This window comes from Pseudomonas sp. S3_G06 (genome assembly GCF_054667565.1).
This window is the reverse complement of the sequence record NZ_CP162738.1, coordinates 1,687,840-1,706,508: the sequence shown is the minus strand read 5'-3', so window position 1 is coordinate 1,706,508 and position 18,669 is coordinate 1,687,840. Positions and strand designations below refer to the sequence as shown.

At 59.3% G+C, this 18,669-nt stretch carries 23 protein-coding genes; 13 read left to right on the top strand and 10 right to left on the bottom strand.

What is annotated here, in order from left to right; translation table 11 throughout:
• Positions 1-66: 66 nt before the first annotated feature.
• Positions 67-966: a polysaccharide deacetylase family protein gene (locus tag AB4N47_RS07890; RefSeq protein ID WP_341637536.1), complete on the bottom strand. Its 900-nt coding sequence runs from the start codon at positions 964-966 to the stop codon at positions 67-69.
• 196 nt (positions 967-1,162) lie between these two features.
• On the opposite strand from AB4N47_RS07890, the gene AB4N47_RS07885 reads away from it, so the two are divergent.
• Together AB4N47_RS07885 and AB4N47_RS07880 are read left to right on the top strand one after the other, a co-directional pair.
• On the top strand, positions 1,163-1,843 hold the full coding sequence (locus AB4N47_RS07885) for an SOS response-associated peptidase (RefSeq protein WP_460154455.1): 681 nt from the start codon (positions 1,163-1,165) through the stop codon (positions 1,841-1,843).
• Between the two features lie 263 nt (positions 1,844-2,106).
• On the top strand, positions 2,107-2,379 hold the full coding sequence (locus AB4N47_RS07880; protein ID WP_016775076.1) for a hypothetical protein: 273 nt from the start codon (positions 2,107-2,109) through the stop codon (positions 2,377-2,379).
• 44 nt (positions 2,380-2,423) lie between these two features.
• Here the strand turns inward: AB4N47_RS07880 and AB4N47_RS07875 are convergent, their stop codons facing one another.
• Positions 2,424-2,567, bottom strand: a complete 144-nt coding sequence (locus AB4N47_RS07875) for a hypothetical protein (RefSeq protein WP_024013238.1) — start codon at positions 2,565-2,567, stop codon at positions 2,424-2,426.
• Positions 2,568-2,696: 129 nt separating this feature from the next.
• Between AB4N47_RS07875 and AB4N47_RS07870 the strand changes: the two genes are divergently transcribed.
• Positions 2,697-3,083: a DUF2784 domain-containing protein gene (locus tag AB4N47_RS07870; protein WP_041480792.1), complete on the top strand. Its 387-nt coding sequence runs from the start codon at positions 2,697-2,699 to the stop codon at positions 3,081-3,083.
• Here the strand turns inward: AB4N47_RS07870 and AB4N47_RS07865 are convergent.
• Positions 3,080-3,607 (bottom strand): DUF3087 domain-containing protein, encoded by a 528-nt coding sequence (locus tag AB4N47_RS07865; RefSeq protein ID WP_341637265.1) that lies wholly within the window; start codon positions 3,605-3,607, stop codon positions 3,080-3,082. The two genes, AB4N47_RS07870 and AB4N47_RS07865, sit on opposite strands and share 4 nt — an antisense overlap.
• A 222-nt stretch (positions 3,608-3,829) precedes the next feature.
• Here AB4N47_RS07865 and ppnN point away from each other — a divergent pair, with 222 nt between their 5' ends.
• Complete coding sequence (gene ppnN, locus AB4N47_RS07860) at positions 3,830-5,203, top strand: nucleotide 5'-monophosphate nucleosidase PpnN (RefSeq protein WP_122612505.1); 1,374 nt, start codon at positions 3,830-3,832, stop codon at positions 5,201-5,203.
• A 202-nt stretch (positions 5,204-5,405) separates the two neighbouring features.
• Here the strand turns inward: ppnN and AB4N47_RS07855 are convergent, their stop codons facing one another.
• Both AB4N47_RS07855 and AB4N47_RS07850 read right to left on the bottom strand, forming a co-directional pair.
• On the bottom strand, positions 5,406-6,809 hold the full coding sequence (locus tag AB4N47_RS07855) for an FAD/NAD(P)-binding protein (RefSeq protein ID WP_341637264.1): 1,404 nt from the start codon (positions 6,807-6,809) through the stop codon (positions 5,406-5,408).
• Entirely contained in the window at positions 6,810-7,373 is a 564-nt protein-coding gene (locus AB4N47_RS07850) for a helix-turn-helix domain-containing protein (RefSeq protein ID WP_341637535.1), read from the bottom strand.
• Positions 7,374-7,458: 85 nt separating this feature from the next.
• Between AB4N47_RS07850 and AB4N47_RS07845 the strand changes: the two genes are divergently transcribed.
• Positions 7,459-8,403 (top strand): DMT family transporter, encoded by a 945-nt coding sequence (locus AB4N47_RS07845; RefSeq protein WP_341637263.1) that lies wholly within the window; start codon positions 7,459-7,461, stop codon positions 8,401-8,403.
• A gap of 101 nt (positions 8,404-8,504) precedes the next feature.
• On the opposite strand, the gene AB4N47_RS07840 is transcribed toward AB4N47_RS07845, so the two are convergent.
• Complete coding sequence (locus tag AB4N47_RS07840; RefSeq protein ID WP_341637262.1) at positions 8,505-8,855, bottom strand: hypothetical protein; 351 nt, start codon at positions 8,853-8,855, stop codon at positions 8,505-8,507.
• Between the two features lie 335 nt (positions 8,856-9,190).
• Between AB4N47_RS07840 and AB4N47_RS07835 the strand changes: the two genes are divergently transcribed.
• Genes AB4N47_RS07835 through AB4N47_RS07810 form a run of 6 tightly spaced genes read left to right on the top strand, consistent with a single transcriptional unit; the run spans position 9,191 to position 15,248 of the window.
• Positions 9,191-12,109, top strand: a complete 2,919-nt coding sequence (locus tag AB4N47_RS07835; protein WP_341637261.1) for a monovalent cation/H+ antiporter subunit A — start codon at positions 9,191-9,193, stop codon at positions 12,107-12,109.
• Entirely contained in the window at positions 12,109-12,453 is a 345-nt protein-coding gene (locus AB4N47_RS07830) for a Na+/H+ antiporter subunit C (RefSeq protein WP_016775082.1), read from the top strand. The genes AB4N47_RS07835 and AB4N47_RS07830 overlap by 1 nt, the downstream gene beginning before the upstream one ends.
• Positions 12,450-14,129: a monovalent cation/H+ antiporter subunit D gene (locus AB4N47_RS07825; protein ID WP_243241135.1), complete on the top strand. Its 1,680-nt coding sequence runs from the start codon at positions 12,450-12,452 to the stop codon at positions 14,127-14,129. Before AB4N47_RS07830 ends, AB4N47_RS07825 begins: the two co-directional genes overlap by 4 nt.
• Entirely contained in the window at positions 14,126-14,614 is a 489-nt protein-coding gene (locus tag AB4N47_RS07820; RefSeq protein ID WP_071172756.1) for a Na+/H+ antiporter subunit E, read from the top strand. Before AB4N47_RS07825 ends, AB4N47_RS07820 begins: the two co-directional genes overlap by 4 nt.
• Entirely contained in the window at positions 14,611-14,889 is a 279-nt protein-coding gene (locus AB4N47_RS07815; RefSeq protein WP_024013247.1) for a K+/H+ antiporter subunit F, read from the top strand. The genes AB4N47_RS07820 and AB4N47_RS07815 overlap by 4 nt, the downstream gene beginning before the upstream one ends.
• Positions 14,886-15,248 (top strand): Na+/H+ antiporter subunit G, encoded by a 363-nt coding sequence (locus tag AB4N47_RS07810; protein WP_130901912.1) that lies wholly within the window; start codon positions 14,886-14,888, stop codon positions 15,246-15,248. The genes AB4N47_RS07815 and AB4N47_RS07810 overlap by 4 nt, the downstream gene beginning before the upstream one ends.
• 114 nt (positions 15,249-15,362) lie before the next feature.
• Here AB4N47_RS07810 and AB4N47_RS07805 read toward each other — a convergent pair whose 3' ends face one another.
• The 4 genes from AB4N47_RS07805 to AB4N47_RS07790 all read right to left on the bottom strand — a co-directional run bounded on the left by AB4N47_RS07805 (position 15,363) and on the right by AB4N47_RS07790 (position 17,681).
• Entirely contained in the window at positions 15,363-15,803 is a 441-nt protein-coding gene (locus AB4N47_RS07805) for a DUF3995 domain-containing protein (RefSeq protein ID WP_071172759.1), read from the bottom strand.
• Between the two features lie 92 nt (positions 15,804-15,895).
• Positions 15,896-16,912 (bottom strand): ABC transporter substrate-binding protein, encoded by a 1,017-nt coding sequence (locus AB4N47_RS07800; protein WP_076562406.1) that lies wholly within the window; start codon positions 16,910-16,912, stop codon positions 15,896-15,898.
• A gap of 125 nt (positions 16,913-17,037) precedes the next feature.
• Positions 17,038-17,235, bottom strand: a complete 198-nt coding sequence (locus AB4N47_RS07795) for a hypothetical protein (RefSeq protein ID WP_016775089.1) — start codon at positions 17,233-17,235, stop codon at positions 17,038-17,040.
• A complete protein-coding gene (locus tag AB4N47_RS07790; RefSeq protein ID WP_341637534.1) occupies positions 17,232-17,681 on the bottom strand; it encodes a hypothetical protein in 450 nt (149 codons plus the stop codon). Before AB4N47_RS07790 ends, AB4N47_RS07795 begins: the two co-directional genes overlap by 4 nt.
• A 479-nt stretch (positions 17,682-18,160) precedes the next feature.
• On the opposite strand from AB4N47_RS07790, the gene AB4N47_RS07785 reads away from it, so the two are divergent.
• Both AB4N47_RS07785 and AB4N47_RS07780 read left to right on the top strand, forming a co-directional pair.
• Positions 18,161-18,373 (top strand): hypothetical protein, encoded by a 213-nt coding sequence (locus AB4N47_RS07785; protein ID WP_445941192.1) that lies wholly within the window; start codon positions 18,161-18,163, stop codon positions 18,371-18,373.
• 50 nt (positions 18,374-18,423) lie between these two features.
• Entirely contained in the window at positions 18,424-18,663 is a 240-nt protein-coding gene (locus AB4N47_RS07780) for a DUF2789 family protein (RefSeq protein WP_016775092.1), read from the top strand.
• The last annotated feature ends 6 nt before the right edge of the window (positions 18,664-18,669 follow it).

Sequence of the window (18,669 nt, the reverse complement as noted above, 5' to 3'; positions counted from 1 at the left end):
ATAGACCCACGGTGTGTTTACTGCCCGCTCGAGAATGCCAAGCCGATCACAACTCACTCATGCCATTCAATGCGCGTCGTGATCCCAGATCCAGTTCCACATTCCGGGCAGATTCACCGGCTCAGCGCTTTGCTGAACCGTACGCGCCAACGCAGCTTTTTCCAGTGCGGCCTGATTGTCGTAGAACGGCTTGTCCGCCAGTCTGACCCCGGTCGCCGCCGCGCTATCGAGCAGAATCTGCAGATATTCGCGAGTGTGGCGCGCGGTGTAGCGATTGAGGTCATGGAACGTCACCACGACCGGAATTACCCCATCCACCGTCGGCAATTGACCCTCGGCGATGCGCTCGCGCACTTCCGATAACTGCCGCAGCATGTTCGCCCGACGCCGAGGGCTGGCGTTGAAGCCCCAGATCTTGCCGTCGTTGGCACTCAGGTCCGTGAGCAAGACATGCAAGCCGTGTTTTTGATAGGCCGCAAATGTGCGCTTGTCGTAGTTCCAGAACGGTGGGCGCAACAGCTTGGGCTGCGCCCCGGTGATAGCGGCGATGTCAGCACTGCCATCGGTCAGCGACTGCTCCAGTTCTTGCGGTTCGAGCGAGCGATGGTTGGTGTGCCAATGAGTCGCGGTGTGGAAAGCGAGAATATGTCCCTCGCCGTGTTCACGCCGCATCAGGCTGCGACCGATCTCGCTGTTGCCTGCTCGGGGTGCTCGGGTCTGCACGAAAAACACGGCTTTGATATTTGCCTGCAGCGGATTGCTTTTGAGGCTGTCGAGCACCGTCGCCGTTGGATTCCACAACCCTGAAGCACTTGGGCCATCATCGAACGTCAGCAAAAAACGTACGGGGGCCTGGGCCATCAGGCGCGTTTCGGTTTGCGTGGTCATTTCAATCGGCGCGGCGATGCAGCCGGCCAGACCGAGCGCGATGAGCGCAGCACAAAGAAGTTTGCATCCGGATGTCATGTCTTGCCCTGAGGCCGCGGCCGTCGTGTTGTCGAATGGCAAACCTCCATCGCCTTTGTCCATCCCTGCGCGGCTATCCGCGAGCGCAGGTTGGATAAGGTACACAGGGTTTGGTTCCGGTGCTGCTTTCAGTGCGTCATCGGCCGGCACATTGCAGGTCCGACTAGACTCAAATTTCCTCAAGGAGATTTCAGCCATGTGCGGAAGACTCACGCAGTACCGTGGGATTCACGATTTCGTTGCGGTCTTGAGCATCCCGGATGCGTTGATCAATCACGTCGGCGATGCGCCACTGGATCGCTACAACGCAGCGCCCACCACTGCGCTGGCGGTTCTGCATCAGCACGAACAGGCCATTCATGCCGACAATCTGCGCTGGGGCTGGCGCCCGCATTGGGCCAAGGATCGCGCCCCACCTATCAACGCTCGGGTAGAGAAAGTCGCCCACGGCGCGTTCTTCCGGGCGATCTGGCGGCAGCGGCTGATCGTGCCGGTCGACAACTGGTTTGAGTGGGTAGATACCGGGGAAAAATCCCGACAGCCCTGGTTGATTCGTCGGGCGGATCAGGCTCCGGTCTTCTGCGCCGGTATCGGCCAGTTTCCGGCACCGGGGGTTGCGCCGAGGGAGGACGACGGGTTCGTCATCATCACCGCTGACAGCCTGGGCGGCCTCCTCGATATTCACGATCGCCGCCCGGTGGTCTTCGATTCGACGCGGGCTCGGGCATGGCTTGATCCGGCTACGCCGCTGGAACGCGCCGAGCAGATGCTGCTGTTTGAAGGCGAGCCCAGTGATGCCTTCGAATGGTACAAAGTCGGCAAAGCGGTCGGTAATACGCGTAATCAAGGTGCGCAATTGATAGAACGAGTCGACTAAATAATCCGGCCATTCTTGCGTTAATCAAGCAACGCCGCCACTGAGTCCCCTGCGTTACAAAAAGTGTTTCAACCGCGATACATCCCCCGTAAAACAGCCGTTTGAGCGAATCAACCGCCTGTCAGACATTTCGACAGTCATACATACATTTTCCCGCGCTGCGGATAGCATGCGCGCCGCCTTTCCGATTGGTATACCAGTTGACCAAAGAGTCAAAGAAATCAGGAATCCATCAACAACTTTCAAGCCTTGCAGAGAAATAAGTGAGCGACGATTTTGCAATCAAACAGGTCAGCGGCCTGAAGTGTGTCCATCTGTCCAAGACAGAACGCCTGGAACTCGACTGTTTTATCGGCCATTACATCAAGACCCGAAACCTGCACAGCGTGCCCGATATCGAACGCACCCTGCGCAGCACCCTCGAAGGTTACCCCGGTCATCCGCCGGTGATGGTCAATGAGCTCAATGCGTGGATCGATCGAACGTTGGGGTATCGCGCGACCTACCCGGACTTCACGCAGCTGGCAGACCTCTGAAACGCGAAGAGCCCCGCTGCTGCGGGGCTCTTCGTATGGGTTGTTCAAGGTTTCAGCGGACGCTCCTGATCGCGGTCCGACAGCTCGCGGCTGTCATCGTGCTTCCAGGTTTTTTCCTGCCTCTTTTGCCGCTCGATTTCTTCTTCCGTTGGCTCATCATCTTCCGCACGCGTTTGCTCAGTTGCCATGTGCACCTCACTTCAGAACAGTTGATGATCGTTAAAGGGTAGAACACTTTTGCGCGCCCAGATTCACCAACGCATTTTGTCCCGCGCGGCGTACCATAGCGCCATCTCCCCTTACGTCAGGAAGACGCCATGCTGTACCGAATCGCCGCCGACGGGCTGGTGCTGTTTCACTTGTGTTTCATCTTGTTCGTGCTGTTCGGCGGGCTGCTGGTGCTGCGCTGGCCACGATTGATGTGGTTGCACTTGCCGGCGGCCGCATGGGGCGTGGCGGTCGAGGTATTGCACCTGACTTGTCCGTTGACCTATTGGGAAAACCTCATGCGCCACGCGGCCGGGCAGACCGAATACGCCGGCGGCTTCATTGAGCATTACATCTGGCCGATCATCTACCCGGCCGGTCTGACGCCGCAGATTCAACTGGCCCTCGGCAGCGTGGTGCTGGCGGTCAACCTGTTGGTGTACGCACGACTGCTGCGCTCGTGGAAACTGCGCCGGGCCCGGCGCATTCCGTTTTAACGCGAGGCCGGTTTCAACGTTTCCAGCCACTGCGGATCGAAGCGTGGCTGGTCAGAATCAAGTCCCTGCGCCTGCATCCGCGCCTTGTGCTGTTCGACTTCATCACGCAGTTGTCCATGATCGCTGGAGTTGCCGTCCAGCTCATGCATCTGCAGCAATCCGAGGTGATAGAAACGCAACACCTTCATCGCCGTCGGATCGTTGTTCTGCACCGCCTCTGTCACCTGATGCATGACATTGGTGATGCTCATCAGATTGCGCTTGAGGCGCCAGCTGTACACCGCCGGGGCCATCCAGGTCTGATGCCAGAAACGTCCGCGCAACAGCGCCGCCGTCAGCAGAAACGCCACGAATACGCCGCCGACATTGAAACGCAGGTTATCCCCGTCGGGTTCACCGAACACTGCCACCGCTACCGACGAAAACAGCATGGCCAGCAGCAGAAACAGCACGGCGATGATGATCGTGCTGCGGCGGGTCTGCTGACGAAAGGTAGCGGGGTCCATCGGCTGAATCTCGAACATCGAAAATGACTTCCTTGAGTGGCAAAACGCGCAACGGAGAAAACTCGCCAGCGCATTATCGCATCGCACCGGGTTTTAGCTATGCTGGGGCTCCTTTTCATCTTTTCAAAGTCCAACGGGACATGGCGGTATAACGCAGATCGTGCCATCTTCATTAATGGATACACACTATTCGGATGCCATCCGCTGCGTTGTGGATGACATCGTTTTAAGGATCACTGCATGACCCAACGACACGTAATCAATGCCTCGGTCAGCCCGAAAGGCAGTCTGGAAACCCTTTCTCAACGTGAAGTCCAGCAACTGAGCGAAGCCGGATCCGGCAGCACCTATACCCTCTTCCGCCAGTGCGCCCTGGCCATCCTCAACACCGGCGCGCATGTCGACAATGCCAAGACCATCCTCGAAGCCTACAAGGACTTCGAAATCCGCATTCACCAACAGGATCGCGGTGTACGCCTGGAGCTGCTGAACGCTCCGGCCGACGCGTTCGTCGACGGCGAGATGATCGCCAGCACCCGCGAAATGCTCTTCAGCGCCCTGCGCGACATCGTCTACACCGAGAACGAACTCGACAGTCAGCGCATCGACCTGAGCAATTCCCAAGGCATCAGCGACTACGTATTCCACCTGCTGCGCAACGCGCGCACCCTGCGCCCGGGCGTCGAGCCGAAAATCGTGGTGTGCTGGGGCGGCCACTCGATCAATACCGAAGAATACAAATACACCAAGAAAGTCGGCCACGAACTGGGCCTGCGCAGCCTCGACATCTGCACCGGTTGCGGCCCTGGCGTGATGAAAGGCCCGATGAAAGGCGCGACCATTGCCCATGCCAAACAACGCATTCACGGCGGTCGCTACCTCGGCCTGACCGAGCCAGGCATCATCGCCGCCGAAGCGCCGAACCCGATCGTCAATGAGCTGGTGATCCTGCCGGACATCGAAAAGCGTCTGGAAGCCTTCGTCCGTGTCGGCCACGGCATCATCATTTTCCCGGGCGGCGCCGGTACGGCCGAAGAGTTCCTGTACCTGCTCGGCATCCTCATGCACCCGGACAACGCAGGCCTGCCCTTCCCGGTCATCCTCACCGGGCCGAAGCATGCCGCGCCGTATCTGGAACAGCTGGATGCGTTTGTCGTCGCGACCCTCGGCGAAGCGGCGAAGCAGCATTACGAGATCATCATCGACGACCCGGCCGAAGTGGCGCGGCAGATGACTCAAGGCCTGAAAGCGGTGAAGCAGTTCCGCCGCGAGCGTAACGACGCGTTCCATTTCAACTGGCTGTTGAAGATCGATGAAGGCTTCCAGCGCCCGTTCGATCCAACCCACGAAAACATGGCCAACCTGAAACTGCATCGCGACCAGCCACCGCATGAACTGGCGGCCAATCTGCGTCGGGCGTTTTCCGGGATCGTCGCCGGTAACGTCAAGGACAAAGGCATTCGCCTGATCGAAGAGCACGGGCCGTACCAGATCCGTGGTGATGCGGCGATCATGCAGCCGCTTGATGCGCTGCTCAAAGCCTTCGTCGCCCAGCACCGGATGAAGTTGCCGGGTGGCGCGGCGTATGTGCCGTGCTATCGCGTCGTCGCATAATCTCAAGCCGTCACAAGAGCCCAATGTGGGAGCTGGCTTGCCAGCGATAGCGGTCTTTCATTCAACAGAGAGGTTGAATCAGATGACGCGTTTCGCGAGCAAGCTCGCTCCCACAGTATTTGTGGTGTGCCGCAAATTGCATCCACAACCTCAATCTAGTTGTGGGAGCGAGCCTGCTCGCGAAGAAGCCCGAAAGAACACATCAATCTTTCGGGCTATCTACCAACCGCCGAGCCAACGCTTTAGCCTGCGCAGCGACGTCCGTCACCGCCGTACTTTCCCACCACATCCCGCGCAACGGCGGGCCCATGGCGAACAACCGAGCGCTCACCTGCCCCTCGGCATCCACCACTGCGCCGTCCTTTGCGGTGATCCCCAGCGCCAGCGGCCCCGGTTGCACCAGTCCCCGCGCCAGCAATTGCTGCGGCAACGGCCGAGCAACACGCCGCCAGTCGTATTCAATACCGCTGGAGTTGATCAGCGCCGCACCGCTCACTGTAGATGTTTCAGTCTCACCCCGCGGACGGATGCGAATGGTCACAGCATCGCCCGCGCCGGGCTCAATGCCCTTGAACGACGCGGCGTGAATGCGCAAGCGCCCTTCCTGGTGCAGCCGTTCGATCAACTCGGCACTCAGTGGCGGCGAACGATGGTGATGACTCTCCCACCATGGCCGTACATGCCGTACGAATTGTCGACGCTGCACGTCAGTCGCCTGACTCCACAACCGCGCGATATGCACGCGAACCGTATCCAGCGGCGCCTGCCAGTCGATGCCTTGGGCGACTGCGTCGCGACAATGTCGACGCAACTCGCGCAGCAACTGGCGGGGCGTACGAATGCTGTGATCCTGCGCCAGAAAATCCACCCAGGCCGGCGGTTGACGGCGCACGTGCGGCAGCAGGCCATGCCGGGAGAACACCTCGATCGGCCCGCGATGCCCGGCCTGCTCGAGCGACACCACGGCATCAACCATGGTCAGACCGGAGCCGATGATCAGCACGGTGGACTGCGGGTCGAGTTCGCGCATGGCCGCCACATCCCACGGATCGAGCGCGGCGGCATTAAGACCACTGGAATGCGTCTGCGGCGTGCGAGCGGCGGGAAACATGCCGGTGGCCAGCACCGCCTGCGATCCACGCAGAGTCTGGCCATCGCTCAAGGTGAGCTGCACTGAACCAGCATCAACTTGCAGGTCGACGACCTCAGCACAGAAATGTTCAACGGTCGAACCTTGCAGCGTACCCACTGCCCTGGCTTCGGCCAGACGCTGTTGCACATAGACCCCGAACAGGCCACGCGGCGGAAACAGCTCACTGACCGGCACGTCCTGCTCGGCAGATTCCGGCCAGCCGCCGCCGGCAATATGCGCGGTCAACCACTGCGTCAGATCATCAGGATTATCCGGGTCGACGCTCATCCGCGCCGCGTTGCCGTTCAGCGTATGTCCCAACTCGACGGCGCTGTAAGCCTCGCCACGTCCCAGTTCAGCACGCGGCTCGATAATCGCAATTCTTCGTTGTCCAGGCAGGCGTAACAATTGCACCGCCAGCATGGTGCCACTGAGGCCGCCGCCGATGATCAGGATGTCCGCAGGCTGCTCCATTCAGATCACCACATTACGCACGAACCGCGTAGCCACATCGCCATCGTTGCGGTAGGCATGCGGCTGATTGCTGGCGAACATGAAAAACTCTCCTTTATTGATGTGCTGCACCTGATCGCCGAGCATCAGTGTCAGGCATCCTTCAAATACGTAGATCTGCTCGCTCCAGCCATCGGCGTCCGGTTGCGACGGATAAACTTCGCCCGGTTGCAGACACCATTCCCATTGCTCGACTTCGCGGGTCGCGGTGGCTTTGGACAGTAGCACGGCCCTGCTGCCCGCAATCGTGCCCGCCCAGGCAACCTCATTGATCCGGCTCGGATCGCGCGCATCGTGCGCTTGGATCAGATCACTGAACGCAACGTCAAGCGCTTCGGCGACGCGATCAAGCGTGGTCAGGCTGACATTCTTTTCGCCTGCCTCGATTGCTACCAGCATCCGTCGGCTCACCCCGGATTTTTCCGCCAGTGCGGTCTGGCTCATATCCGCAGCATGGCGCAAGCGTCGAACGTTCTGGCTGACGTGTTGCAGAACGGAGGCTCGCTGAGTCAAATCTTTGTGCACTATATTGCTCACTCGGTGGGGTTGGGCAGTATACTGCGCAACGTTGGCGGCATTGTGCGGCCTCCCTTTTAATGTGCGCAAGGTCATGATGTCGCCAAACAATTCTGCGTCCCGAATCCGCTTCTCCCGCTTCAGCAAAGCCGAGTGCGTGCTGGTGCTGATTACCATGATCTGGGGCGGCACGTTTCTGATTGTGCAACATGCCATGACGGTCAGTGGCCCGATGTTTTTCGTCGGCTTGCGCTTCGCCGCAGCGGCGGCGATCGTGGCGATGTTTTCCTGGCGGCACCTGCGCGAGTTGACCTTGTTCGAAGTCAAGGCAGGGTCGTTCATCGGTGTAGCGATCATGCTTGGTTATGGCTTGCAGACGGTCGGGTTGCAAAGCATTCCGAGCAGTCAGTCGGCGTTCATTACCGCGCTGTACGTGCCGTTTGTGCCGCTGCTGCAATGGCTGGTACTGGGACGGCGTCCGGGGTTAATGCCAAGTATCGGGATCATGATGGCGTTTGCCGGACTGATGTTGTTGTCCGGCCCCTCGGGGGCGGCGTTGAATTTCAGTCCCGGAGAAATCGCGACATTGATCAGCGCCGTTGCGATTGCTGCTGAAATCATTTTGATCAGCACTTTCGCCGGGCAGGTTGATGTGCGGCGGGTGACGGTGGTGCAACTGGCGGTGACGGCGGTGTTGTCGTTCTTGCTGGTGGTCCCGACCGGTGAAGTGATTCCGGAATTTTCCTGGTTGTTGCTGGTGACCGCTTTGGGTCTGGGCGCAGCAAGTGCGGCGATTCAGGTAGCGATGAACTGGGCACAGAAGAGTGTTTCGCCGACTCGGGCGACGCTGATCTATGCCGGTGAACCGGTGTGGGCCGGGATTGTCGGACGGATTGCCGGGGAGCGTTTGCCGGTGATTGCACTGGTGGGTGCGGGATTGATTGTTGCGGCGGTGATAGTCAGTGAGTTGAAGACCAAGGGTAAGGATGTGTCATCCGACGTGGATCAGGGCCAGGAAGCTGAGGTCAGTAGGGACTGAAAGTGTACGCCTGGCACAAAACCAGCCCCAGTACAAACTGCCAGGCCGGTGCGTTCACAATTCACAGTGAGGTACCGACCCGACTACTCCAAATCAATCCGTCACTTCATACTTGCTCGTTCAGAGACAAACGGTGCGCCTCCTTGGGTCAACACGTAATACGCATCTGCCCAATCAGTTTCATCAAAGTGAAACGCCAGGACTCTGAATTCCAAGGGCTTGCCCAGATGCAACTCACCGAGGTGCAGACGAGACGTCCAGAGCCCTGTTTCTGTATCGGAATAGATGTCGAGAATGTCCCCGACTTTTGCCTGAGAAATAGGAGGAACCACGAACGTAGCGCCATTCTTGATTTTTGCCCGGGAAATAACAGTCCCGACTGCTTCAGAAAAGAGGGGCGGCTCCAATTGGTCTTTTTTTAGTGTACGTTTCCCTTCTGTTTGAATATGCATCTTCCAACTCTCCTTGTACCTGGTATGGCCAGCGCTCGTCCGGCTGGCAGTTCAATGCACCTCGGTGCAACTCAAGTACAACGGCATTACAAAAGGTCGTCTACTGTCAGAAATTACAGGTAAAGAGCTTTTCCCGATGAACGGTCGATAACCAAACGCCGCCTTTGAGTGAAATTTCATCCTTGCAATTGGATTCTGCGGTTGTCTGACCAAGCGGAAACAACGCCAAACACAAAATTCCAGACTACTTTGTAGGATTCTGAGACATCCTCGCGTTTGGTGATCAGGGAGCTGGCACGTATGATGCTTCACAAACTTCCGCAGATTAGAAGCCTATGTCCCTGATAGTTCTACTGCTTCTGCCGTTCATCGGCAGCTGTCTGGCAGCGGTGCTGCCGCACAATGCGCGCAATGCCGAATCGCTGCTGGCGGGTCTGGTCGCTTTGATCGGCACCGTTCAGGTCGCGATGCTGTACCCGCAAATCGCCCACGGCGGCGTGATCCGCGAAGAATTCATGTGGTTGCCCAGCCTCGGGCTGAACTTCATTCTGCGTATGGACGGCTTCGCCTGGCTGTTCTCGATGCTGGTGCTCGGCATCGGCACACTTGTCTCTTTATATGCCCGTTACTACATGTCGCCGGACGACCCGGTGCCGCGCTTTTTCGCATTTTTCCTGGCGTTCATGGGCGCCATGCTCGGGCTGGTGATCTCCGGCAACCTGATTCAGATCGTGTTCTTCTGGGAATTGACCAGCCTCTTCTCGTTCCTGCTGATCGGCTACTGGCACCACCGCGCCGATGCGCGGCGCGGTGCTTATATGGCGCTGATGGTCACCGGTGCTGGCGGGTTATGTCTGCTGGCCGGGGTCATGATTCTCGGCCATGTCGTCGGCAGCTATGACCTGGACAAGGTCCTGGCCGCCGGCGATCTGATTCGCGCACATGCCCTCTACCCCGTTCTTCTGCCACTCATCCTGATCGGCGCGCTGAGCAAAAGCGCGCAATTCCCGTTTCACTTCTGGCTGCCCCACGCGATGGCGGCACCGACGCCCGTCTCGGCCTATCTGCACTCGGCGACCATGGTCAAGGCCGGAGTTTTCCTTTTGGCACGTCTGTGGCCGTCGCTGTCCGGCAGTGAGGAATGGTTCTACATCGTCAGCGGAGCGGGCGCCTGTACGCTTTTGCTCGGGGCGTACTGCGCGATGTTCCAGAACGATCTCAAAGGTTTGCTGGCCTACTCGACCATCAGCCATCTCGGCCTGATCACTTTGCTCCTGGGCCTGAACAGTTCACTGGCCGCGGTCGCAGCGGTTTTTCACATTCTCAATCACGCGACGTTCAAAGCTTCGCTGTTCATGGCCGCCGGCATCATTGACCACGAAAGCGGCACCCGTGACATTCGCAAGCTTAGCGGTCTGATCAAACTCATTCCCTATACGGCGACGCTGGCCATGGTCGCCAGTGCCTCGATGGCCGGCGTGCCGCTGCTCAACGGTTTCCTGTCGAAAGAAATGTTCTTCGCCGAAACCGTGTTCATTAACGCCACCGCGTGGGTCGAAACCAGTCTGCCGATCGTCGCGACCATCGCCGGCATGTTCAGCGTGGCCTACTCCCTGCGTTTCACCGTCGACGTGTTCTTCGGCCCCGCCGCCACTGACCTGCCGCACACGCCGCACGAGCCGCCACGCTGGATGCGCGCACCCGTCGAGTTGCTGGTATTCACCTGTCTGCTGGTGGGGATTTTCCCGGCGCAGATCGTCGGGCCACTGCTCGCCGCTGCAGCGCTGCCCGTAGTTGGCGGGGAGTTGCCGGAATACAGCCTGGCCATCTGGCACGGCTTGAACGCGCCGATGATCATGAGCCTGATCGCCATGTCCGGCGGCATCCTCCTCTATCTGCTGCTGCGCAAGCAGTTCAAGCTGGGCCGTTTCAAGTACCCGCCGTTGGTCGGCCGCTTCAACGGCAAGCGTTTGTTCGAGCGCAGTCTGGTCGTGATGATGCGCATCGCCCGGCGCGTCGAGCGGCGCCTGGGCACCAAGCGTTTGCAGATGCAGCTGTTCCTGATGGTTTCGGCCGCCGTGCTCGCCGGTCTGATCCCGATGCTGCACAGCACGCTGACCTGGGGCGACCGGCCGAAAATCCCAGGATCCATCGTCTTCGTGACCCTGTGGCTGCTGGCGATCGCCTGTGCGCTTGGCGCCGCTTGGCAGGCGAAATATCACCGTCTAGCTGCACTGACCATGGTCAGCGTCTGTGGCTTGATGACCTGCGTGACCTTTGTCTGGTTCTCGGCGCCGGATCTGGCGCTGACGCAACTGGCAGTCGAAGTGGTGACTACAGTGCTGATCCTGCTTGGCCTGCGCTGGTTGCCGCGACGTATCGAAGAAGTCTCACCATTGCCGAGCAGCCTGCGCAAGGCGCGTATTCGTCGTCTGCGCGACTTGCTGCTGTCGATTGCCGTCGGCGCCGGCATGGCCCTGCTGTCCTACGCCATGCTCACCCGGCAGACGCCGAACCATATTTCCTCGTTCTACCTCAGTCGCGCCCTGCCCGAGGGCGGCGGCAGCAATGTGGTCAACGTGATGCTGGTGGACTTCCGTGGTTTCGACACGCTCGGCGAAATCACCGTATTGGTCGCCGTGGCGCTCACCGTGTTCGCCCTGCTGCGCCGCTTCCGTCCGCCGAAGGAAAGCCTGCAGTTGCCGGCCCAGCAACGTCTGCTCGCGCCCGACGTGGTCACCGATCTGGTCAACCCGCGTTCGGCCAGCGACACCGCGCTCGGTTTCATGATGGTGCCGGCGGTACTGGTGCGCCTGCTGCTGCCTGTCGCGCTGGTGGTGTCGTTCTATCTGTTCATGCGCGGGCACAATCAGCCGGGCGGCGGTTTTGTCGCCGGGCTGGTGATGTCGGTAGCCTTTATCCTGCAATACATGGTTGCCGGCACCCAGTGGGTCGAGGCGCAAATGAGCCTGCGGCCATTGCGCTGGATGGGCACCGGGCTGCTGTTCGCCACTGCCACCGGTCTCGGTGCGCTGCTCGCCGGTTATCCGTTCCTCACCACTCACACCTGGCACATCAGCGTGCCGTTGCTCGGTGATATCCATATCGCCAGTGCGCTGTTCTTCGACATCGGCGTGTACGCCGTGGTGGTGGGATCGACGTTGTTGATCCTCACCGCCCTCGCCCACCAATCGGTGCGTGGTCACAAGACTGCATCGCTGCCCAAGTCCGTCGCCAGCAAAGGAGCCGTCTGATGGAAGAAGTCATCGCAATCGCCATCGGCATTCTCGCCGCGTCCGGGGTCTGGCTGATCCTGCGCCCGCGAACCTTTCAGGTGGTCATGGGCCTGTGCCTGCTGTCATATGCAGTCAACCTCTTCATTTTCAGCATGGGCAGCCTGTTCATCGGCAAGGAACCGGTGATCAAGGACGGCGTGACTCAGGACTTGCTGCATTACACCGACCCGCTGCCCCAGGCGCTGGTACTGACGGCGATCGTCATCAGCTTCGCCATGACCGCGCTGTTTCTCGTCGTATTGCTCGCCTCGCGCGGCTTGACCGGCACCGACCACGTCGACGGCCGGGAGCCTAAAGAATGATGGCGATGACTCACCTGATCGCTGCACCGATCCTGCTGCCGCTGCTGACGGCTGCGATCATGCTGATGCTGGGCGAAAAGCACCGGCCGCTGAAGGCGAAAATCAATCTGTTCTCCAGCCTCCTCGGCCTGTTCATTTCAGTGATGCTGCTGCAATGGACGCAGACCACCGGCGTGCCCGGATCCATTGGCGTGTACCTGCCGGGCAACTGGCAGGCACCTTTCGGCATCGTTCTGGTGGTTGATCGCCTGTCGGCACTGATGCTGGTGCTGACCGGAATCATCGGCGTCAGCGCCCTGCTGTTTGCCATGGCCCGCTGGGACGGTGCCGGGTCGAGTTTCCACGCACTGTTCCAGATTCAATTGATGGGCCTGTATGGCGCGTTCCTGACGGCGGATCTGTTCAACCTGTTCGTGTTCTTCGAAGTGTTGCTCGCCGCATCCTACGGCTTGTTGCTGCACGGCTCGGGCCGGGCGCGGGTGTCGTCGGGGTTACATTACATTTCGATCAACCTGCTGGCATCGTCACTGTTTTTGATCGGCGCTGCGTTGATCTACGGGGTGACCGGCACGCTGAACATGGCCGATCTGGCGATGAAGATCCCGCTGGTGCCGGAAGCCGATCGTGGCCTGCTGCATGCTGGCGCGGGAATTCTTGCGGTAGCGTTTCTGGCCAAGGCTGGCATGTGGCCGCTGAATTTCTGGCTGGTGCCGGCCTATTCCTCGGCCAGCGCGCCGGTGGCGGCGATGTTTGCGATCATGACCAAGGTCGGCGTCTACACCCTCCTGCGCCTGTGGACCCTGCTGTTTTCTGGTCAGGCCGGCGCCTCGGCATTCTTCGGCGGCGACTGGCTGATTTACGGCGGCATGGCGACCATGGCTTGCGCAGGGCTGGCGATTATCGCCGCGCAACGCCTGGAGCGCATGGCCAGCCTGAGCATTCTGGTGTCGGCAGGGATCCTGCTCTCGGCGATCGGCTTTGCCCAGCCGAACCTGATCGGCGCTGCGCTGTTCTATCTGGTCAGCTCGACCCTGGCGCTGAGCGCATTGTTCATGCTCGCCGAACTGATCGAGCGCTCGCGCTCGGCCAACGAAATTCCGCTGGAAGACGAAAGCGAACTGCTGCCGCGTCCACAGGAATCGCTGCAACCGCCCAAGGGCATCAACCTCGACGACGAGCAGAAAGCCGTGGTCGGCCAAGTCATCCCGTGGACCATGGCCTTTCTTGGTTTGAGCTTTATTGCCTGCGCGCTGTTGATCATCGGCATGCCACCGCTGTCCGGATTTATCGGCAAGCTCAGCCTGATCGGGGCATTGCTCAACCCGTTGGGACTTGGCACTGCGGCGCCGCTGCCTCCCGGCGCATGGGGATTGCTGGCGCTGTTGATCCTGACCGGTCTGGCCTCGCTGATGGCCTTCTCGCGCCTCGGCATTCAGCGCTTCTGGACGCCGGAAGAGCGCCCGTCACCATTGCTGCGCAAACTCGAATGCGCGCCGATTTTCCTGCTGCTCGGGCTGAGCATTGCCCTTACGTTCAAGGCTGAACCGCTGCTGCGCTACACCCAGGCCACGGCCGATGCGCTGAACAATCCGCAGCAATATGTGTTCGCAGTTCTAGGCACTCGGGCGGTGCCGAGCCCGCAAGCCAGAGCCGACATGCTCGAGGTGCAGCCATGAATCGACTGTTCCCGGCTCCGTGGTTATCGCTGGCCCTGTGGATTCTGTGGCTGACCCTGAACCTGTCCGTCAGCCCGGGCAATCTGCTGCTCGGTGCCGCGCTGGGTTTTGCTGCGCCGCTGATGATGCGCAAATTGCGGCCGAAACGTGCGCGCATCCGCAACCCCATCGCCATCCTGCGTCTGTTCTTCCTGGTCGGCCGCGACGTCATCATGTCCAACCTGATCGTCGCCTGGGGCGTAGTCAACGCCGGACGTCGTCCGCCCAACTCATGCTTTATCAAAGTGCCGCTGGATCTGCGCGATGCTCATGGTCTGGCGGCACTGGCAATGATCTGCACCGTGGTGCCCGGTACCGTATGGTCAGAACTGGCGCTGGACCGCAGCGTTCTGTTGCTGCACGTCTGGGATCTGCACGACGAAGCGCAGTTCATCGAGCACTTCAAAAGTACTTACGAGCGACCGTTGATGGAGATTTTCGAATGAGCCCATTGCTGTCGAATGCGATTCTGCTGACGCTGTTTCTGTACTGCGTGGCGATGGTGCTGACCCTGGTGCGCCTGTTCAAAGGCCCGTCAGCTCAGGATCGGGTACTGGCGCTGGATTACCTGTATATCGTCGCCATGCTGATGATGCTTACCCTGGGCATTCGTTACGCCAGTGATACCTACTTCGAAGCGGCGCTGCTGATCGCGCTGTTCGGCTTCGTCGGCTCGTTTGCCCTGGCAAAATTCCTGCTGCGTGGCGAGGTGATCGAATGAATACCGAATTGTCTTTATGGGTCGAGATTCCGGTGGCGGTGCTGCTGGTGCTCAGCGGCGTGTTTACCCTGCTGGGCGCAACCGGATTGCTGCGCATGAAGGATTACTTCCAGCGTATGCACCCGCCAGCGCTGGCCTCGACAATCGGTGCCTGGTGTGTGGCACTGGCGTCGATCATTTGCTTTTCAGCGCTGAAGTCCGGGCCAGTGGTGCATGCCTGGCTGATTCCGATTCTGTTGGCGATCACCGTGCCGGTGACCACCCTGCTGCTGGCGCGGGCGGCGTTGTTCCGCAAACGTATGGCCGGGGATGATGTGCCGGCCGAGGTGAGCAGTCGTCAGACTGAAAGTGGTAACTGATGATTTTGTGGCGCCTGTGATGGCGCCATCGCTACAGTAGGAACGCGCCCTCGATTGTGGGAGCGAGCCTGCTCGCGAAGAGGCCAGTCGGGGCGTCGCCAATTCCGGATCGGCTCAAACCCACGCTACTGCCAACAACCCCGCCCCCAGCAGCGCACACAACGGCGAATACACCCAGGTATCCAGCCGCGCAAATCGCGAATCCTTCACTTCCTTGAAGAACCCGACCAGATTCGAATCACCGATCGCCCGAGCGAACATCAGCAACGCGATCGCGCTGATCACCCATTGCAGTGCCTTGTGCTGCACCGCCGGCACGCCCCAACCGACCCGCATACAAACCAGCGCCGCAATTATCAGCAGCGCAGCGGCGACTGCCAGCGTCAGCCAGCCTGAGGGCTTGAAGGCCGGGCGTACCGTGGCGACGAAGCCCGACACCGGCACCTGCGGCACCACCACCGCAGCCGCCCATTGCCCACCCAACGCCCAATACACATGCATCAGGCCGATTGCCGCGAACACAGTCACCAGCCATTGAGCCAACACAAAGGTCATGGTTGAAATCCTTCAAAGGGATTTGAACAAACCATCGTAGTCGGATTTTTTGGCCGTGCACGACCGGTCGGCGGTGCACGGCGTTGACCGCGTTATTTCAGATCAGCCGTCACCTTGTCGGCCACATCCTTGGGCAGCCACGCCTGCCACACATCCGGATGCGCCTTCATGAACGCGACCGCCGCCTCACGAGGCGCGGTGTGCTTGTCACTCATATCCGCCAATGCCTTGTTCAGTGGCTCGATGGGAAAATCGACCTTGCTGAAGAATTCGGCAATTTGCGGGTTCTGCTTTTGAAACGGCGTAGACACGCCAATCGACAGTTTCGATGCCAGCGAGCGGGTTGGTTTCGGATTGGGATTATCGGCGTCTGTCAGCGTCTTCCACGCCTCGGCATCGAACGGCGGCTCTTCCAGTTGCACCAGTTTGAATTTGCCAAGCAGTGGCGTCGGCGACCAGTAATAGAACAGCACCGGTTTGCCGCGACGGATCGAAGAGCTGATCTCGGCATCCAGCGCAGCGCCGGAACCGCTGCGGAAGTTGGTGTAGTCGTCCTGCAAGCCATACGCCGTGAGCTTCTGCTTGTTTACCACTTCCGAGGTCCAGCCGATCGGGCTGTTGAGGAAACGCCCTTTGCCCGGGCTTTCCGGGTCCTTGAATACGTCCTTGTATTTCTTCAGATCAGTGACACTGCGCAGATCCGGCGCCAACGGTTTGATGCCTTTGGCCGGGTCGCCCTTGATCACGTATTCCGGCACCCACCAGCCTTCAGTGGCGCCCTTTACCGTATCGCCCAGACCGACGACCTTGCCCTCGGCTTCGGCCTTGACCCAGACCGGACTGCGCCCGGCCCACTCCTCGCCAATCACCTGGATGTCATTATTGGCCAGCGCGGTCTCAAGGGTAATCGTGGTACCCGGCAAGGTATCGGTCGGCAAGCCGTAGCCTTTCTCGACGATCACCCGCAGCACCTCGGTGATCAGGCTGCCGCTTTCCCAGTTCAGGTCAGCAAAGTGGATAGGCGCCTGAGCCGCCTGCAGCGATTGCGCTGACGTCAGCAAACCAAAGGTGGCCACGCTGGCGGCCAGTAACCGTCGAAATCCGTTCATGCATCGCACCTCGTGCTGTTCACAGCAATGGCAGTTGGCCTGACAGAAACGCAAGCCTCTGAATGACTCAGTCAACTGACTTTAGCCGAGGTTCCTGCTTTTTCCGGGGTCCGCTGCGTGCGAGGTTACGTTTCAGACTTTTCCTGCAGGCTTTGCAGCTCACGTCTGACCATGCTGGCGTATGCCGCCGGTTGCAATGCGTAGAGCTGCGACGCCACCCAACTCAGCCAGGCACCTTGCAGTTCGGCCTTGCGGGCGAACAGGCGCTGAGCGTCTTCGCGTGCGCTGTCGAGATTTTGCGAATGGAAGTGCGCGCGGCTCACTCGCTGGCCTTGAAGGAAATCAGTTCACCTTTGCGCCATTTGGCAGCCTTGGCGGTGACGGCTTTCAAGGTTTTGGTCAGGCCTTCCTGCAATTGTTCACTGGCGGCGAACACCGTGACGACGCTATGACCTTCCTTGAACAGAATCGCGTGACCGTCGGCCGTACTGACAAATGCGTAGTCGCCCAAGCCGTAAACCGTCAGTTTGATGTCGCGAAAACGAATGTCCATCTTGCCGCCTTCACGGCTGGGCAACACTGACGCGATGAAATGGTCGCCGACCTTGAGCTTGAGCCCCGGTTTGTCATCGACTACCAATGCACTTTCGGTATCGATTTCGGCGATGTAAATGCCTTCGGCGTTTTGCTCGGTGATGTAAACAAAACGTGATTGGAATAGCTTGACCAGCTTTGCACGCAAATCACCCAGCACGAACAAAGCATGCATATCGAGGTTACTGACTGCCAAAGAAACATCCCCACATTTGAAAAACCGTGCAGCGGAAAACACGCACGGCAAAAAACGGCAATGCCGATGAAAACTGCAAAATCACTCAAAAACCCGAAGCGAGCGAAGCGCTCTTGATCGCGAGGTTCGTAGACTACTGGATTGTCATTAGTGAAACCCGCTCTGAAGTCTGCAAACCTTGAAGGAAAAAGCCTCAAGTGCGACTGGAGCAAGATCTGACTACGAACTTCAGGGAAATTTCTCACGAAAAAAAGCACTTTTCCGACATATCGCTGGCGAAAAATTGCTTTAGATAAGCCCGGTCGTCAACAGGTACTGGCGATTCTAGAGCAGCGATGCTCCTTACGACTACCCGCAACGGCCGTTAAATCCCGGCCGACTGATGAAAAGGACTTCATATGTGCACTTTGACTCATTTTGCCACGTCGGCCGACGCGCGAATCAACACACCTCTGACGATGAAGGTTGCCGACCCCGACAACCTTCCGACATCTTCTAACAATCATCGAACCCCACACTTTCAAGTGGTGCCAGCGGGTATTGCGTTCTTTCACATCAAGGAGATATCCACGGGACGTGTCAGAGGTTTCCGCGGCAATCACAACGAAGCCTGCGCCCTCGCCCGCTCGCTTGAATCAAAAATCGAACTCCGCGCCAGCGCCTGCCTCTGATAAGGGGAGTGAACGAACAAGCCGCACCGGCACCGACCCAGGAGTAGATGATGGAACTGCCAACCGAGCTTAACCTGACCACCCTTTTCGAACAGCTGGGCCTGCCCTCGGATGAGGCGTCGATAAATGACTTTGTCGAAGCACATCCGCTGGATCCGGACACTAAACTCATCGATGCCGACTTCTGGTCACCCCAGCAGGCACAATTACTCAAGGAATGGCTGCGGGCCGATGGCGAAGAAGCGCCGATCGTCGATGAGCTGAACGTACGTTTGCATCGCGGCAAGTAAGTACGA